16 protein-coding genes are annotated in these 15,310 nt (G+C 62.9%); 11 read left to right on the top strand and 5 right to left on the bottom strand.

The window, feature by feature from the left end:
* Window positions 1-46: 46 nt before the first annotated feature.
* Window positions 47-721, bottom strand: a complete 675-nt coding sequence (gene radC / locus HX851_RS28395; protein ID WP_177058345.1) for a RadC family protein — start codon at window positions 719-721, stop codon at window positions 47-49.
* A 133-nt stretch (window positions 722-854) separates the two neighbouring features.
* On the opposite strand from radC, the gene coaBC reads away from it, so the two are divergent.
* The 4 genes from coaBC to argB all read left to right on the top strand — a co-directional run bounded on the left by coaBC (window position 855) and on the right by argB (window position 6,163).
* Window positions 855-2,063, top strand: coding sequence for a bifunctional phosphopantothenoylcysteine decarboxylase/phosphopantothenate--cysteine ligase CoaBC (gene coaBC, locus HX851_RS28390; protein ID WP_177058346.1), 1,209 nt, complete (start codon window positions 855-857; stop codon window positions 2,061-2,063).
* A gap of 5 nt (window positions 2,064-2,068) precedes the next feature.
* Window positions 2,069-2,524 (top strand): dUTP diphosphatase, encoded by a 456-nt coding sequence (gene dut / locus HX851_RS28385; RefSeq protein WP_017125542.1) that lies wholly within the window; start codon window positions 2,069-2,071, stop codon window positions 2,522-2,524.
* 1,285 nt (window positions 2,525-3,809) lie between these two features.
* Entirely contained in the window at window positions 3,810-5,204 is a 1,395-nt protein-coding gene (algC, locus tag HX851_RS33490; RefSeq protein WP_218170592.1) for a phosphomannomutase/phosphoglucomutase, read from the top strand.
* Between the two features lie 53 nt (window positions 5,205-5,257).
* Window positions 5,258-6,163, top strand: coding sequence for an acetylglutamate kinase (gene argB, locus HX851_RS28375; protein ID WP_017125544.1), 906 nt, complete (start codon window positions 5,258-5,260; stop codon window positions 6,161-6,163).
* A gap of 124 nt (window positions 6,164-6,287) precedes the next feature.
* Here argB and HX851_RS28370 read toward each other — a convergent pair whose 3' ends face one another.
* On the bottom strand, window positions 6,288-6,869 hold the full coding sequence (locus HX851_RS28370) for a DUF4124 domain-containing protein (protein ID WP_177058348.1): 582 nt from the start codon (window positions 6,867-6,869) through the stop codon (window positions 6,288-6,290).
* Window positions 6,870-6,875: 6 nt separating this feature from the next.
* On the bottom strand, window positions 6,876-7,520 hold the full coding sequence (gene pyrE, locus HX851_RS28365; RefSeq protein WP_177058349.1) for an orotate phosphoribosyltransferase: 645 nt from the start codon (window positions 7,518-7,520) through the stop codon (window positions 6,876-6,878).
* A gap of 82 nt (window positions 7,521-7,602) precedes the next feature.
* On the opposite strand from pyrE, the gene crc reads away from it, so the two are divergent.
* Window positions 7,603-8,382: a catabolite repression control protein Crc gene (gene crc / locus HX851_RS28360; RefSeq protein WP_017125545.1), complete on the top strand. Its 780-nt coding sequence runs from the start codon at window positions 7,603-7,605 to the stop codon at window positions 8,380-8,382.
* Between the two features lie 79 nt (window positions 8,383-8,461).
* On the opposite strand, the gene HX851_RS28355 is transcribed toward crc, so the two are convergent.
* Entirely contained in the window at window positions 8,462-8,827 is a 366-nt protein-coding gene (locus tag HX851_RS28355) for a DUF4870 domain-containing protein (protein WP_177066337.1), read from the bottom strand.
* Between the two features lie 36 nt (window positions 8,828-8,863).
* Complete coding sequence (gene rph, locus HX851_RS28350; protein WP_177066336.1) at window positions 8,864-9,586, bottom strand: ribonuclease PH; 723 nt, start codon at window positions 9,584-9,586, stop codon at window positions 8,864-8,866.
* Between the two features lie 350 nt (window positions 9,587-9,936).
* On the opposite strand from rph, the gene HX851_RS28345 reads away from it, so the two are divergent.
* The 6 genes from HX851_RS28345 to HX851_RS28320 all read left to right on the top strand — a co-directional run bounded on the left by HX851_RS28345 (window position 9,937) and on the right by HX851_RS28320 (window position 15,263).
* Window positions 9,937-10,800 (top strand): YicC/YloC family endoribonuclease, encoded by an 864-nt coding sequence (locus HX851_RS28345; RefSeq protein WP_177066335.1) that lies wholly within the window; start codon window positions 9,937-9,939, stop codon window positions 10,798-10,800.
* A gap of 12 nt (window positions 10,801-10,812) precedes the next feature.
* Window positions 10,813-11,433: a guanylate kinase gene (gene gmk, locus HX851_RS28340; RefSeq protein ID WP_177058353.1), complete on the top strand. Its 621-nt coding sequence runs from the start codon at window positions 10,813-10,815 to the stop codon at window positions 11,431-11,433.
* A 167-nt stretch (window positions 11,434-11,600) separates the two neighbouring features.
* Window positions 11,601-11,864, top strand: a complete 264-nt coding sequence (gene rpoZ, locus HX851_RS28335; protein WP_010447888.1) for a DNA-directed RNA polymerase subunit omega — start codon at window positions 11,601-11,603, stop codon at window positions 11,862-11,864.
* A gap of 60 nt (window positions 11,865-11,924) precedes the next feature.
* On the top strand, window positions 11,925-14,030 hold the full coding sequence (gene spoT / locus HX851_RS28330; protein WP_177058354.1) for a bifunctional GTP diphosphokinase/guanosine-3',5'-bis pyrophosphate 3'-pyrophosphohydrolase: 2,106 nt from the start codon (window positions 11,925-11,927) through the stop codon (window positions 14,028-14,030).
* 27 nt (window positions 14,031-14,057) lie between these two features.
* Window positions 14,058-14,438, top strand: a complete 381-nt coding sequence (gene ridA / locus HX851_RS28325; RefSeq protein ID WP_177058355.1) for a RidA family protein — start codon at window positions 14,058-14,060, stop codon at window positions 14,436-14,438.
* A gap of 87 nt (window positions 14,439-14,525) precedes the next feature.
* Window positions 14,526-15,263: a hypothetical protein gene (locus tag HX851_RS28320; protein ID WP_177058356.1), complete on the top strand. Its 738-nt coding sequence runs from the start codon at window positions 14,526-14,528 to the stop codon at window positions 15,261-15,263.
* The last annotated feature ends 47 nt before the right edge of the window (window positions 15,264-15,310 follow it).

The following is a 15,310-nucleotide window of genomic DNA, read 5'->3' as shown; positions in this document are numbered from 1 at the left end:
GAGTCCATCCAATTACAAGGGATCGCGATGCCTGCTGGCCTCCCACCTACATCAACCCATGCTCCATCATGGAAAACGGCTCGCCCTCGCCGACGATGAAATGGTCGAGCACCCGCACATCGACGAACTCCAGGGCATCCTTCAGGCGCCGGGTCAGCAGCCGGTCGGCCTGGCTGGGCTCGGCGATACCGGAAGGATGGTTGTGGCACAGGATCAGCGCGGCCGCATTGTGCGCCAGCGCCCGTTTCACCACCTGGCGGGGGTAGACGGCGGTGTTGTCGATGGAACCCTGGAACAGCGCTTCGAAAGCCAGCACCCGGTGCTTGGCATCCATGAACAGGCAGCCGAACACCTCATGGGGCTCGTGGCGCAGCATCGCCTTGAGGTAGTCGCGCACCGCCCGCGGACTCTCCAGGGCCGAATCACGGCGCAGACGCTCGGCCAGGTGCCGACGGGCCATCTCCAGCACCGCCTGCAATTGGGCGAACTTGGCCGGCCCCAGGCCCAGCTCACGACTGAATTCCCGCTGATCAGCCTCCAGCAGGCTACGCAAACTACCGAATTGTCCTAACAAATGTCGCGCCAGATCCACGGCACTTCTGCCAGAAACCCCGGTGCGCAGGAAGATCGCCAGCAGCTCGGCATCCGACAGGCTTGCCGATCCCAGTTCCAGCAGTTTCTCTCGCGGCCGCTCCGCAGCCGGCCAATCGCGAATACTCATCACACCTCCCTGTCCTGTGGGCCCCGCTGTTCCATGACGGGCGCTGTGTTATCTTAGCCCATCATTTTTACCCCCGATCCGGCCTGGGGAGGCGTCGTCGGGGGTAGCAATCACCGGACTAAAAGGCAGGCCTATGCAGCGGCTGTATCGGAAACGCATCGTTCTCGGCGTCGGCGGTGGCATTGCCGCCTACAAGAGCGCCGAGCTGGTTCGCCGACTTCTCGACCAGGGCGCCGAGGTGCGCGTGGTCATGACCCGTGGCGGCAGCGAGTTCATCACCCCGCTGACCATGCAGGCGCTATCCGGGCACCCGGTGCACCTGGACCTGCTCGACCCGGCGGCCGAGGCCGCGATGGGCCATATCGAACTGGCCAAATGGGCCGACCTGGTGCTGATCGCGCCGGCGACCGCCGATCTGATCGCGCGCCTGGCCCAGGGCATCGCCGATGACCTGCTGACCACACTGGTGCTCGCCACGGACGCCACCGTGGCCATCGCCCCGGCGATGAACCAGGCCATGTGGCGCGATCCCGCGACCCAGGCCAACACCCAATTGCTGCAGAGCCGCGGCCTGAAAGTCTTCGGCCCGGCCTCCGGCAGCCAGGCCTGCGGCGACGTCGGCCTGGGGCGCATGCTCGAAGCCACCGACCTGGCCCAGTGCGCCGCCGACTGCTTCCAGCACCTGGCACTGACCGGCAAGCACGTCCTGATCACCGCCGGCCCGACCCAGGAAAACATCGACCCGGTGCGCTACATCACCAACCACAGCTCCGGGAAAATGGGTTTTGCCCTGGCCGAGGCCGCCGTCGAAGCCGGTGCCCGCGTCACCCTGATCACCGGCCCGGTACACCTGCCGACTCCGGACCGGGTCAGCCGTATCGACGTCGTCAGCGCCCGCGACATGCTCGCCGCCTGCGAAGCCGCGATCCCCTGTGACCTGTTCATTGCCTCGGCCGCAGTGGCGGACTACCGCCCGGAAGTCGTCGCCCCGCAAAAACTAAAGAAAGACCCTACGAACGGCGACGGCCTGCTGCTGCAGATGGTGCGCAACCCGGACATCCTGGCCACCATCGCCTCCCGCCCCGATCGCCCGTTCAGCGTCGGTTTTGCCGCCGAGACCGAGCACCTGCTCGATTACGCAGCGCGCAAGCTGAAGGACAAGAACCTCGACCTGATCGTCGCCAATGACGTGGCCAACCCCAGCATCGGCTTCAACAGCGAGGAAAACGCCTGCAGCGTGATCGACCGGGACCTGCACGCGACACTTTTCGCCCAGACCAGCAAAGGCAAGATTGCCCGCCAGCTGATCTCTTTTATCGCCACACGACTGAACCAGGTTTAATCCACATGCACGCTTTGCAAGCCAAGATCCTCGACCCACGCATCGGCAACGAATTCCCGCTGCCGCAGTACGCCACCCCCGGCTCGGCCGGCCTCGACCTGCGCGCCATGCTCCAGCAGGACACCGTACTGGAACCGGGCCAGACCTTGTTGATCCCTACCGGCCTGTCCGTCTATATCGGCGATCCGGGCCTGGCCGCGCTGATCCTGCCGCGCTCCGGCCTGGGCCACAAACACGGGATCGTGCTGGGTAACCTGGTCGGCCTGATCGACTCGGACTACCAGGGCGAATTGATGGTCTCGTGCTGGAACCGCGGCCAGACCGCCTTCAATATCGCCGTCGGCGAGCGCATTGCCCAACTGGTGCTGGTGCCGGTGGTCCAGGCCCACTTCGAGCTGGTCCAGGAATTCGATGAAAGCCAGCGCGGTGCCGGTGGTTTCGGGCACTCAGGCAGTCATTGACCTACGCTGATTCAGGCCGGGCCACACACCCGGCCTGAACAATTCGCACTGCATTTCAGGATGAATTTCGCGGAGACGGTATTTGAAAGGCCTCAAGCGCAGTGCAAAGACCGCCAACGGTCCCGAACACCCTGATCACTCGGCTTCGAACGAGGTCGACAATCCACTGCTTCCAGGACTGAAGATCGCGCTCGGCGGCCTGCTGCTGGCGGCGGCACTGCTCTGGTTCGGTGTGCTCGCCCCCTGGAACCAGACCTTTCGCCTGCAACTGGCGCAAACAGGCGGCGCCGTGGTCGCCTCGACCCTGGCCCAGGCCACCACCGACCTGATCGCCCAGACCGACGCCGCCGCGCTCAACCCCGCCCTCTTGAAAGCCCTGCAAAGCCAGAATGCCGATACCGTGAAAGCGGCGGAAGACAGCCTGCGATACATGAATGGCCTGGTGGATGTGCAACTCAACCTGCGTGACGCCGCCCAGCCGGTCACCGACCGCGCCGCGCCGCTGAATTTCTCCGCCCTGGACCTGATCCGCCGTGCCGAACGCGGAACCCGGCCACCCCCGGAAGCCTACAAGGTCGGGCAACGCTGGCTGGTCTACAGCGTGGCGACCCTGGGCGAAACAACCGATGCCCGCGGCACCCTGCTGCTGGTCTTCGATCTGCAACGCCTGCTCAAGGCCTTCGGCAACTGGCATCCGGATAGCGGTTCGTTGCAACTCACCCAAAGCATTCTCGGCAGCCCGGAACAGGTGCTCGACCAACGCGGCAACGCTGCCTCGGGCGACAGCTATCCGTTCAGCACCAACAACACCAACTGGGCGCTGAAGTTCAGCCCCGGCCCGGCGTTCCAGTTCGGCTACCCGATCAGCACCTACGGGCTGATGCTGCTGACGATGCTGGTGGTGCTCGGTAGCACGGCGCTGGCGATCCGTCTGACCCACAAACGCCTGCAAGACCGTCTCGACGGCGATGCCCGACAGCTGGAACAGCTGTTTCACGAACTCTCCGGCGGAAAAGCCGTCAAAGCCTTCAGTTTGAGCCTGCCGGCCCTCAACGGACTGGCGCAGGATCTGGCGCGCTTCTCTTTGCGCAATGGCCAGCCTGCCGCCGCCGCGAATAATCCCGGCATCGATCCAGGCTCGACGACCAGCAGTGCCCCAGCGCCGATCCAGACCGTCACCCCGGGTGCCGAATGGATCGATCCGCTGTTCCAAGATACCGATATCCTTGATATCGACATTCTCGACGAAAACCAGGATTTCCTGAGAACGGAGCACCCTCTCGCCATGAACAGCATCACACGCACTGCCCCGACTTTCCCCGACAGCATCTTCCGCGCCTATGACATCCGCGGCACGATTCCGGAAACCCTGACCGCCGAAACCGCCTACTGGATCGGTCGCGCCATCGGCTCCCAGAGCCTGGCCCAGGGCGAACCGAATGTCTGCGTCGGCCGCGACGGGCGCCTGTCCGGTCCGGAACTGGTCCGGCAACTGATCCAGGGCCTGCACGACAGCGGCTGCCATGTCAGCGATGTCGGCCTGGTGCCGACACCGGCGCTGTACTACGCCGCCAACGTGCTCGCCGGCAAGTCCGGGGTCATGCTCACCGGCAGCCACAACCCGTCGAACTACAACGGTTTCAAGATCGTCATCGCCGGCGACACCCTGGCCAACGAACAGATCCAGGCCCTGCACACCCGCCTGAAGACCAATGACCTGAGCAGCGGCAAGGGCAGCATCGAGAAGGTCGATATCCTCGACCGCTACTTCCAGCAGATCCGCGAAGACATCGTGCTGGCGAAGAAACTCAAGGTGGTGGTCGACTGCGGTAACGGCGCCGCCGGCGTGATCGCCCCGCAACTGATCGAGGCCCTGGGCTGCGAAGTGATTCCGCTGTTCTGCGACGTCGACGGCAACTTCCCGAACCACCATCCGGACCCGGGCAAGCCGGAGAACCTCGAGGACCTGATCGCCAAGGTCAAGGAAACCAACGCCGACCTGGGCCTGGCCTTCGACGGCGACGGCGACCGCGTCGGCGTGGTGACCAACACCGGCAACATCGTCTTCCCGGACCGCCTGCTGATGCTGTTCGCCAAGGACGTGGTGTCGCGCAACCCCGGTGCGGATATCATCTTCGACGTCAAATGCACCCGCCGCCTGACCCCGTTGATCCAGGAATATGGCGGCCGCCCGGTGATGTGGAAGACCGGTCATTCGCTGATCAAGAAGAAAATGAAGCAGAGCGGTGCCCTGCTGGCCGGCGAGATGAGCGGCCACATCTTCTTCAAGGAGCGCTGGTTCGGTTTCGACGACGGCATCTACAGCGCCGCGCGCCTGCTGGAGATCCTCAGCCAGGAGAAATCCAGCGCCGAGGAGCTGTTCGCGACCTTCCCGAACGATATTTCCACGCCGGAAATCAATATCAATGTGACCGACGAGAGCAAATTCAGCATCATTGAAGCCCTGCACGACGCACAATGGGGCGACGCGAACCTGACTACCATCGACGGTGTGCGGGTCGACTACCCCAAAGGCTGGGGCCTGGTTCGCGCCTCCAACACCACGCCGGTGCTGGTGCTGCGCTTCGAAGCCGATACCGAGGCCGAGTTGCAGCGCATCAAGGATGTGTTCCACGCACAGCTCAAACGTGTTGCACCCGACCTCCAACTACCGTTCTGACACACAGGCGGTGTAAAAACACCGCCTGACCACTTGTTCCACCGGAGCCCTGAATGACCCTCGAACGCGATGCCGCTGCCAATACCGCCAAGGTTCTTTCCGAAGCGTTGCCTTACATCCGCCGATACGTCGGCAAGACGCTGGTGATCAAGTACGGCGGCAACGCTATGGAAAGCGAAGAGCTGAAGACCGGCTTTGCCCGCGATATCGTGTTGATGAAGGCCGTGGGTATCAACCCGGTGGTCGTGCACGGCGGCGGCCCGCAGATCGGCGACCTGCTCAAGCGCCTGTCCATCGAAAGCCATTTCGTCGACGGCATGCGCGTCACCGACGCGCAGACCATGGACGTGGTGGAGATGGTTCTCGGCGGCCAGGTGAACAAGAGCATCGTCAACCTGATCAACCGCCACGGCGGCAGCGCCATCGGCCTGACCGGCAAGGACGCGGAACTGATTCGGGCGAAGAAGCTCACCGTGACCCGCCAGACCCCGGAAATGACCGCGCCGGAAATCATCGATTACGGCCAGGTGGGCGAAGTGGTCGGGATCAACACCGACCTGCTGAACCTGCTGGTCAAGGGCGATTTCATTCCGGTGATCGCGCCGATCGGCGTGGGCGCCAATGGCGAGTCCTACAACATCAACGCCGACCTGGTGGCGGGCAAGATTGCCGAAGCGCTGAAAGCCGAAAAGCTGATGCTGCTGACCAATATCGCCGGCCTGATGGACAAGGAAGGCAAGGTCCTGACCGGCCTGAGCACCGACCAGGTCAACGGCCTGATCGCCGACGGCACCATCTACGGCGGCATGCTGCCGAAGATCCAGTGCGCGCTGGAAGCGGTCCAGGGCGGCGTGGGCAGCTCGCTGATCATCGATGGTCGGGTACCGAATGCGGTCCTGCTGGAGATCTTCACCGATACCGGCATGGGTACCCTGATCAGCAATCGCAAGCGTCACTAAACGCCGGCGATGAAAAAGCCCCGCTCCGGGAAACCGGGCGGGGCTTTTTTTCTGCTCGTGTCCCACGCTGGAGCGTGGGAACGATCATCTGTAGGAGCAGGCTCCTACAGAAAGCGGCATTGCCTCAGCGCAGCAGTTGCTCGACCCGCGCCCGATCCACGGCGAAGTCCTGTTGCGACTGGCTGCGTGCGGCCTGGTACTTGGCAATATCGGCCTTCATCCGCACCTGCTCGTCGCGCAAACCGGCGAGCTGGGCCAGCAGTTGCGACGAAACCTCCTTGCCGGCGCGCTCCTGCTCCGCCGCCTGGCCTTGCAGGCCGGCCTGCTGGGCCAGCAACGCCTGGAGATTGGTCTGCACGCTGGCAATCAAGCCATCCAGCTCGGCCAGCTTGCGCCCCAGAGCCTTGTCGACCTCATCGACACTAGAGTAACGCTGCAGCAACTGGGCATTGGCGTCGGCCTGGGCCTTCTCGGCCTGCTTCTGCTGGATCTGTTCGGCGGTGAGTGCCGGGGCCACGGTCTGGATCACCCGGCCGCGCTGGTTGAGCACCTGGTAGCCCTTGCCGATGTACTCCGGCGGCACACCCTGGCGATCCAGGACCGTCACGCCTTTGTTATCGACGTAACGGTACAGCAGCACTTCGTCCGCCTGCACGGCGAACGAAGCCCCGAGGGCCAGGGCCAGCCACAGGTATCCGCGCCTCAAGAAGGGTCAGACCCCGTACTGTGCGCGATAAGCCTCGACCGCCGGCAGATGCTGCTTGAGCTGCTCGTCACCTGCGAGGAATTCGAGGACCTGGTTCAGCGACACGATGCTGACCACCGGAATGCCGAAATCACGCTCGACTTCCTGGATCGCCGACAACTCGCCGTTGCCGCGCTCCTGGCGGTTCAGCGCGATCAACACGCCCGCGGCCTTGGCGCCGTCCTGGGATTCGATGATCTGCATCACTTCGCGAATCGCCGTACCGGCGGTGATCACGTCGTCGATGATCAGCACATTGCCGGTCAATGGCGCGCCGACCAGGCTGCCGCCTTCGCCGTGGGCCTTGGCTTCCTTGCGATTGAAACACCATGGCAGGTCGAGCTGGTGATGCTCGGCCAAGGCCACGGCGGTCGCGGCCGCCAGGGGAATGCCTTTGTAGGCCGGGCCGAACAGGACGTCGAAGGGAATACCGCTCTCGACGATCGCCGCGGCATAGAAACGCCCCAGCTGGGCCAGGGCGGAACCTGAGTTGAACAGGCCGGCATTGAAGAAGTAAGGACTGGTGCGTCCGGACTTCAGGGTGAACTCACCGAAGCGCAAAACCCCGCGATCGATGGCAAAACGAATGAAATCGCGCTGATACGCCTGCATGAAAAAAGCCCCAAATACCACGGATTTAGCTAATTAGGTAGACCTCGGGTATCATACACGCACGTGATTTTTGGGGCCATTTATGCGGATCATCAGTGTGAACGTCAATGGTATTCAGGCTGCAGTCGAGCGTGGTTTGCTCAGTTGGCTGCAAGCCCAGAATGCCGACGTCATCTGCTTGCAGGACACCCGCGCCTCCGCCTTTGAACTGGACGACCCAGCCTTCCAACTGGATGGCTACTTCCTTTATGCCTGCGATGCCGAAGTCCCCGCCCAAGGTGGCGTGGCTCTGTATTCGCGGTTGCAACCGAAGGCTGTCATCAGTGGTCTCGGTTTCGAGACGGCAGACCGCTACGGGCGCTACCTGCAAGCCGATTTCGACAAGGTCAGCATCGCGACCTTGCTGCTTCCATCAGGGCAGAACGGCGATGAAGACTTGAACCAGAAGTTCAAGCTTATGGACGACTTCGCCCGCTACCTGGATAAACAGCGGCGCAAACGTCGCGAGTACATCTATTGCGGCTCGCTCTATGTGGCGCAACAGAAGCTCGACATCAAGAACTGGCGCGACAGCCAGCAATCCCCGGGTTTCCTGGCGCCTGAGCGTGCCTGGATGGACGAGATTGTCGGCAACATGGGTTATGTCGATGCCCTGCGCGAAGTCAGCCGCGAAGGCGACCAGTACAGCTGGTGGCCGGATAACGAACAGGCCGAGATGCTCAACCTCGGCTGGCGCTTCGATTATCAGATCCTGACGCCGGGACTGCGCCGCTTCGTACGCAGCGCACGCCTGCCGCGCCAGCCGCGCTTCTCGCAGCACGCGCCGCTGATCGTCGACTACGACTGGACGTTGACCATCTGAGTGTCTTTTCGCCGTGACAAAAAAAGCCGGCTTGTGGGAGCCGGCTTGCCGGCGATGAGGCCCTAAAGCCTACCCGAAGCTACTTGATCGGCCGCCAGGTGAAGGGATAGCGGTAGGCGATGCCCTGGTTGGCCTTGATGCCGGCAATGATGGTCAACACCACCGCACCAATGGCCAGCAGGCCGAACAGCAGGAAACCGATCACCACGAACATCAGCGCGAAACAGACCATCGCGGCCACCGCCACGGTGATCTGGAAATTCAGCGCTTCCTTGCCCTGGGCATCGATGAACGGATCCTGCTCGCGCTTCATCTGCCAGAGGATCAACGGCCCGATCAGGCTGCCGAAAGGAAACCAGTAGCCGAGAAACGCCGATAAGTGACAGAACATCGCCCACTGCCGGACATCTGAACCCGGTGTCGGCACAGGCGTCTGTTCACTCATGGCGCTCTCCTTGTACGCGGGGAAAAGTCCGGATAATCAGTCAGCCAGGGCGGCGTTCTGCAATTCGAATATCTCGTTCATGCCTTTTTGTGCCAGTGCCAGCATCGCATTCAGCTCTTCCGGCTGGAATGGCGCGCCTTCGGCAGTGCCCTGGACTTCGATGAAGCCACCGGTGCTGGTCATCACCACGTTGAGGTCGGTCTCGGCGGCGGAGTCTTCCAGGTAGTCCAGATCGAGCACCGGCTCACCCTGGTACATGCCCACCGAGACAGCGGCGATCATCTGCTTGAGCGGGCTGCCACCCTTCAGGCCGCCACGTTTCTTGATCACGGCCAGGGCATCGACCAGCGCGACCATGGAACCGGTGATGGACGCGGTGCGGGTGCCGCCGTCGGCCTGGATCACGTCGCAGTCGACATACAGGGTCACGTCGCCCAGCTTGGACATATCCAGCGAAGCACGCAGCGAACGACCGATCAGACGCTGGATCTCCAGAGTCCGGCCGCCCTGCTTGCCACGGCTCGCTTCACGCTGGTTACGCTCGCCAGTGGCCCGAGGCAGCATGCCGTACTCGGCGGTCAGCCAGCCCTGGCCCTGCCCCTTGAGGAAGCGTGGCACCCCGTTCTCGACGCTGACCGTACAAATCACTTTGGTGTCACCGAACTCGACCAGTACAGATCCCTCGGCGTGTTTGGTGTAGTTGCGGGTGATGCGGATCGAGCGGAGCTGATCGGCAGCGCGACCACTTGGACGTTTCATCTGGGAATACCTGTACAGGGACGGAAATCTACCCGGCATTATAGAGGCCATGGCCTGCGCTGGGCACTTCTTAAAATTCACCGCCGCCCCAAACCCTACCTGTGGGAGCCGGCTTGCCGGCGATAACGCTCACCCAGACGACAAAAGACCCACTGACGCCATCGCCTGATCGGCCGCCATCGCCGGCAAGCCGGCGCCCACGGTCTTGTGGATATACGCAGGTCATCGACCGGCATTGGGGCATTTGCCGCACTGCGCTACAATCCTGCGCCTTTGCTGCCACTCGGCTTTAATTTATTTATCAGGTCAGCCCCGGCAACGCCGGCAGGCCCGAACAGCGAGGTACTTCCATGGTCCACAGCATGACCGCCTTCGCCCGTGTCGAAAGCGCCGGAACCCAGGGCACCCTGAGCTGGGAACTGCGCTCGGTCAACAGCCGCTACCTGGAACCGCACCTGCGCCTGCCGGAAGCCTTCCGCGACCTCGAAGGCGCGGTGCGCGAAGCCCTGCGCCAGGGCTTGTCCCGCGGCAAGCTGGAATGCACCCTGCGCTTCACCGAGGAAACCACCGGCAAGCCGCTGCAGGTCGACCGCGAACGCGCCACGCAGTTGATCGCCGCCGCCGAGACCGTCGCCGGACTGATCAAGCAGCCGGCCGCGCTGAACCCGCTGGAAGTGCTGGCCTGGCCCGGTGTGCTGGTGGCCGACGCCAGCGACCCGCAGGCCCTCGACACTGAAGCCCTGGCCTTGTTCAACAAAGGTCTGAAGGAACTGAAGAACGGCCGCGAGCGCGAAGGCGCGGAGCTGGCCCGACTGATCAACGAACGCCTGACCTCGATCGAGGAAGATGTCCTGACCCTGCGCGAGCTGGTGCCGCAAATGCTCGCCACCCAGCGTCAGAAGGTCCTCGACCGCTTCGCCGACATGCAGGCTGAACTGGATCCGCTGCGCCTGGAACAGGAAATGGTCCTGCTGGCGCAGAAAAGCGACGTGGCCGAGGAACTCGACCGCCTGAGCACCCACATCGTCGAAGTACGCCGGGTGCTCAAGTCCGGCGGGGCTGCCGGCCGGCGCCTGGACTTCCTGATGCAGGAACTCAACCGCGAAGCCAATACCCTGGGCTCCAAGGCCTTCGACCCGCGCAGCACCACCGCGGCGGTCAACCTCAAGGTGTTGATCGAGCAGATGCGCGAACAAGTACAGAATATCGAGTAAGGCTACCCCGACATGACCCACAGCACTGGCATCCTCTACATCATTTCCGCACCGTCGGGCGCAGGCAAGACCAGCCTGGTCAAGGCCCTGATCGACGCGCAACCGCAGATTCGCGTCTCGGTCTCGCACACCACCCGCGCCATGCGCCCGGGCGAAGTCGACGGGGTGAACTACCACTTCGTCGACCGCGCCGAGTTCGTGCGCATGACCGAGCACGGTGATTTCCTCGAGCAGGCCGAAGTCTTCGGCAACCTCTATGGCACTTCGCAAAGTCACCTGCAACAGACCCTGGACGAAGGCCACGACCTGATCCTCGAGATCGACTGGCAAGGCGCCGAGCAGGTCCGCCGGCAGATGCCCGAGGCCAAGTCGATCTTCATCCTGCCGCCGAGCCAGCACGCCCTGCGCCAGCGCCTGACCAACCGCGGCCAGGACAGCGACGAGATCATCGAAGGGCGGATGCGCGAAGCGGTCAGTGAAATGAGCCACTATGTGGAATACGACTTCCTGATCATCAACGACGATTTCGCCCACGCACTGGACGATCTCAAGGCGATTTTCCGCGCCAACCAGTTGCAACAGCAGTCCCAGCAGCAGCGTTTCAGCGCCCTGCTGACACAATTGCTGGCGTAACGAGGACTTCCCAAAACCGCTGCGAGGGCTTTACATTGGTACTTGTAGCGCGTTCGGGTGTTTGCTGGGAAAATCAGCGCTTCCCTAATCGCTGGTGATTTTTTAAACTGTTCAGTCCGCTCGCCCATCCGGGCAGCGCGCCTACCGCATTTGCTACGAGGAACACCATGGCCCGCGTAACCGTTGAAGACTGCCTAGAACACGTGGATAACCGTTTTGAGCTGGTCATGCTCTCTACCAAGCGTGCTCGTCAACTGGCGACCGGCGGCAAAGAGCCGAAAGTGGCATGGGAAAACGACAAGCCTACCGTTGTGGCCCTGCGTGAAATCGCCGAAGGTCTGGTGAGCTACGAAATGATCGCCAACGAAGAGATCGTCGAAGACGAACCTCTGTTCGCGGCGTTCGAGGACGAGTCCAACGAGGCCGTCTAAGCCTATGCCTGGTCGACGTAGCACGGCGCAGGGTACAAGGCTTCGGCCGGGGGAAACCTCATGCCGAGCATAGACGCCCTCGCCGATCGCTTATCGGCCTACCTCGGCGCCGACCAGGTCAATCTGGTCCGCCGGGCGTATTTCTACGCAGAACAAGCCCACGATGGCCAGCGCCGTCGCAGCGGCGAAGCCTACGTCACGCATCCGCTGGCGGTGGCCAATATCCTTGCCGACATGCACATGGACCATCAGAGCCTGATGGCCGCGATGCTGCATGACGTGATCGAAGACACCGGGATCGCCAAGGAAGCGCTGCAGGCGCAGTTCGGCGAGACCGTGGCCGAACTGGTCGACGGGGTCAGCAAGCTGACCCAGATGAATTTCGAGACCAAGGCCGAGGCCCAGGCGGAAAACTTCCAGAAGATGGCCATGGCCATGGCCCGCGATATCCGCGTGATCCTGGTCAAGCTCGCCGACCGCCTGCACAACATGCGCACCCTGGAAGTGCTGTCCGGCGAGAAACGCCGGCGCATCGCCAAGGAAACCCTGGAAATCTACGCGCCCATCGCCAATCGGCTGGGCATGCATGCGATCCGTGTCGAGTTCGAAGACCTCGGCTTCAAGGCCATGCACCCGATGCGTTCCGCTCGGATCTACCAGGCGGTCAAGCGCGCCCGGGGCAATCGCAAGGAAATCGTCAACAAGATCGAGGAATCCCTCAGCCACTGCCTGGCCGTCGACGGCATCCAGGGCGAGGTCAGCGGCCGGCAGAAACACCTCTACGGCATCTATACCAAGATGCGCGGCAAACGCCGGGCCTTCAACGAGATCATGGACGTCTATGCGTTCCGGATCATCGTCGACAAGGTCGATACCTGCTATCGCGTGCTCGGCGCTGTACATAATTTGTACAAGCCCCTGCCCGGCCGCTTCAAGGACTACATCGCGATTCCCAAGGCCAACGGCTACCAGTCGCTGCATACGACGCTGTTCGGCATGCACGGCGTACCGATCGAGATCCAGATCCGTACCCGCGAAATGGAAGAGATGGCCAACAACGGCATCGCCGCCCACTGGCTGTACAAGTCCAGCGGCGACGAGCAGCCCAAGGGCACCCACGCCCGCGCCCGCCAGTGGGTCAAGGGCGTGCTGGAGATGCAGCAACGCGCCGGCAACTCCCTGGAGTTCATCGAGAGCGTGAAGATCGACCTGTTCCCGGACGAGGTCTACGTCTTCACGCCCAAGGGCCGGATCATGGAGCTGCCGAAAGGCTCCACGGCGGTCGACTTCGCCTACGCGGTGCACACCGACGTCGGCAACAGTTGCATTGCCTGCCGGATCAATCGCCGTCTTGCCCCGCTGTCCGAACCGCTGCAAAGCGGCTCCACGGTCGAGATCGTCAGCGCCCCCGGCGCCCGGCCGAATCCGGCATGGCTCAACTTCGTGGTCACCGGCAAGGCCCGCACGCATATCCGTCATGCCCTGAAGCTGCAGCGTCGCTCCGAGTCCATCAGCCTGGGCGAACGCCTGCTGAACAAGGTCCTCAACGGTTTCGACAGCGCCCTGGACAAGATCCCGGCCGAGCGCATCCAGCTGATGCTCCACGAGTACCGCCTGGAGCTGATCGAAGACCTGCTGGAAGATATCGGCCTGGGCAACCGCATGGCGTACGTGGTCGCCCGCCGGCTGCTCGGCGAAGGCGAACAACTGCCCAGCCCCGAAGGTCCGCTGGCGATTCGCGGCACCGAAGGCCTGGTGCTCAGCTACGCCAAGTGCTGCACGCCGATCCCCGGCGACCCGATTGTCGGCCACCTGTCCGCGGGCAAGGGCATGGTCGTGCACCTGGACAACTGCCGCAATATCAGCGAAATCCGCCACAACCCGGAAAAATGCATCCAGCTCTCCTGGGCCAAGGATGTCACCGGCGAATTCAACGTCGAGCTGCGCGTGGAGCTGGAACACCAGCGCGGCCTGATCGCCCTGCTGGCCAGCAGCGTCAACGCGGCCGACGGCAATATCGAGAAAATCAGCATGGACGAGCGCGATGGTCGCATCAGCGTCGTCCAATTGGTGGTCAGCGTGCACGACCGCGTGCACCTGGCCCGCGTGATCAAGAAACTGCGCGCCCTGACCGGGGTGATCCGCATCACCCGCATGCGCGCCTAGCCGCCCAGACATTACAAGGAGTCATTCATGACCAAGAGCGTTATCAGCAGCGACAAGGCCCCGGCCGCCATCGGCACCTACTCCCAGGCGATCAAGGCGGGCAACACCGTGTACATGTCCGGCCAGATTCCCCTGGACCCGAAAACCATGGAACTGGTCGACGGCTTCGAAGCCCAGACCGTCCAGGTCTTCGAGAACCTGAAAGCGGTGGCCGAAGCGGCCGGCGGTTCGTTCAAGGACATCGTCAAGCTGAACATCTTCCTGACCGACCTGAGCCACTTCGCCAAGGTCAACGAGATCATGGGCAAGTACTTCGAACAACCGTACCCGGCTCGCGCCGCCATCGGTGTCGCAGCGCTGCCACGTGGCTCGCAGGTCGAAATGGACGCGATCCTGGTCATCGAATAACCACTCCGATCACGTCCCCCAGAACAACCCCGCACTGCCTGGCGCAGCCTTCAACACTGCGCCAGCCTCGTCTGCAAGGATTCCACCATGCGCAAAGCGCTTGCCATCCCGGTGTTAGCCCTCCTGCTCGGCGGTTGCGCCAGCGACCCCGCCAAATATGACATCAGCGGCACCTGGATCAACCAGGCAGCCATCGATGCGGCCGTGAAAAAGGGCAGCTTGCGTGAAGCCCTGGAAACCTACGGGCCGAACCTGGAATGGAATGTCGATACCCGCAATGGCCAGGCCAAGTACAGCAACGGCTTCGAGCGCCCCGAAGGGCATGTGCGGGCGGACGGCAAGGAGAAGTGGCACGTTGATTTCTATGGCAGCACTGGCACCCCACTGGTCCGTGACGGCAAGGAACTGATCCAGGGCGCCAGCGACTCCGAGCCCGAGCAGACTTTCGTTCGTACCCCGAACGAACTGCCGGCTGAAGCACCGGTAGGCGCCAGCTTCGAACAGGCCCTGTATGCGGCCTACATGGGCGGCGACTGGAAGATCGTCAGCGGCCCCGGCGAAGGCACCCAGGTGAAGTTCCTGCCGGACGGACGTCTCGAAGGCCTACCCGGCAGCGACCGCTATGCCCTTTGCCTGGCGGGCGATTGCGCGAACATGAGCGGCGACAACGACAGTATCTGGCTGCAACAGGGTGACAAGGGCAGTGCCTGGATCTTTGTGCGCAAGGGCAAGCAACTGGAAATCTTCCAGGCGCTGAACTCGGCCCAGGCCGACGAACAGCCGCAGCTTTATCCGGGCAACCGCCAGTGGTTGCTGGAGAAATAACCTACGCCACCCTGTGGGAGCCGGCTTGCCAGCTCCCACATGGATCG

Origin of the sequence: Pseudomonas gingeri, from assembly GCF_013385635.1 — a bacterium.
Lineage (GTDB): Bacteria > Pseudomonadota > Gammaproteobacteria > Pseudomonadales > Pseudomonadaceae > Aquipseudomonas > Aquipseudomonas gingeri_A.
This window is presented reverse-complemented; position numbering and strand designations above follow the sequence as displayed.